Source organism: Erwinia sp. OLFS4 (genome assembly GCF_002752165.1).
In the GTDB taxonomy this organism is placed as follows: Bacteria; Pseudomonadota; Gammaproteobacteria; order Enterobacterales; family Enterobacteriaceae; genus Izhakiella.
In genome coordinates this window covers 1-1,442 of the sequence record NZ_MOMB01000090.1, presented here as the reverse complement: position 1 = coordinate 1,442, position 1,442 = coordinate 1, and the positions used below count along the sequence as shown (strand labels likewise).

Annotated in this window: 2 protein-coding genes; one reads left to right on the top strand and one right to left on the bottom strand. The window is 47.5% G+C overall.

Features of this window, described 5'->3' with window-relative positions; genetic code table 11:
* Positions 1 to 103 precede the first annotated feature (103 nt).
* Complete coding sequence (locus tag BL249_RS18575; RefSeq protein WP_099707652.1) at positions 104 to 622, top strand: lysozyme; 519 nt, start codon at positions 104 to 106, stop codon at positions 620 to 622.
* Positions 623 to 636: 14 nt separating this feature from the next.
* On the opposite strand, the gene BL249_RS19085 is transcribed toward BL249_RS18575, so the two are convergent.
* A partial coding sequence (locus BL249_RS19085; RefSeq protein ID WP_158234039.1) for a hypothetical protein occupies positions 637 to 1,442 on the bottom strand: 806 nt, incomplete at its 5' end.

The following is a 1,442-nucleotide window of genomic DNA, read 5'->3' as shown; positions in this document are numbered from 1 at the left end:
AACTGGTACTACAAACGCAAACTGGTTAATAAGTTAACGGCGGTTGGCTATGACAAAGAGCGGGCGAAAGCCGCTTACCGCGCTATGAACGAATGAGGATGTTATGTCAGCAAAAATAAAAACGGGTATTGCTGGTGGCATTTGTTCAGTGGCGGTAATCATCGGCTTGGTACTGGATAATGGTCATGTTCGCACCAATCAGCGGGGGCTGGAGCTTATTGGTAATGCGGAGGGTTGCCGGCGAGATCCATATAACTGTCCAGCCGGTATTCTGACCGATGGTATTGGCAATACGCATGGTGTAAAGCCCGGCAACCGCAAAACAGATGAGCAGATCGCCGCCGATTGGGAGAAAAATATTCTTGATGCCGAGCAGTGCGTAAATCGTTATGCCAACGGGCTTGACCTGTCCGATAACGCATTCAGCGCGTCGGTGTCGCTGACATTTCGGACCGGCTGCGGCAACATGCGCACCTCAACACTTTTCAGCCTGCTGCGGTCAGGTCAGGTTAAAGCCGCCTGCGGACAGTTCACTCGCTGGGTATGGGGAGGTGGGCGCATTCTCCCCGGGCTGGTAAATCGCGCTGATAAAGAAGAGGCCCTTTGTCTGGATGGTTTATGAATCTTCCACTTTTACTAATTGCTATCTATATGATTTCGAGAAATTCCCCTTATTGGTGGGTTCTCGTTTGTCTCGCTTTCCTTATCACTTGATTTATCCGCTTTTAGATTTGGAAAAGCGTCTTCAGATACCTTCAGAAGAAAGGACTCCTTTGGAAAATACTTTTGCGCGGTTTCATCTGCCTTCACGTATAAACGTTCTCCTTCACGACTGAGCATAAAGGAGCCGAAGTGGATTTTTTTTCCGAGTATATAGTCAAATGCGTAAGCATCTATGGTATCGCGGAAGCCCCTTTTCTTGCCAGTCAGTAGGACATATTCGTATGGAAAGACTCTCTTTAGTTTTCCGGAAGTAATCGTACCGTCAACAATCGAATTCTTCAGCGTAATACGAACTTCAACGAAGTCCTTCTGGTTTGTTAGCCATTCTGGGGGATCAATATCGAACTCAGTAGAGTTGTTCCATATACCCTCTAACGCTTTAGAGGCCCCGTACCATGCCTGAAAGGCATGAAAGTTATCTACAACTTTATCTCCGTTAACCAAGACCCATGAAACACAAGCAACAATGATGGTGATACATGGCCAGGCTGTGTTTTTTAAAAAACGCATTAAATTTTCTCCAGGATAAGCAGGAAGGATACCAAACATGATATCGCCTCTAAAAGAAGATGCAGCCCTTTGTCTGGATGGCCTGCGATGAATATCGCATTCAGTTGGCGAACTATGGCTGTCGGAATACTGGTCGTTGGGATCGTCGTTGCGGGCCGGTTGGCATTCTACTATCGCGACAGCTACCACCACGCCCTCGACAAGCAGCG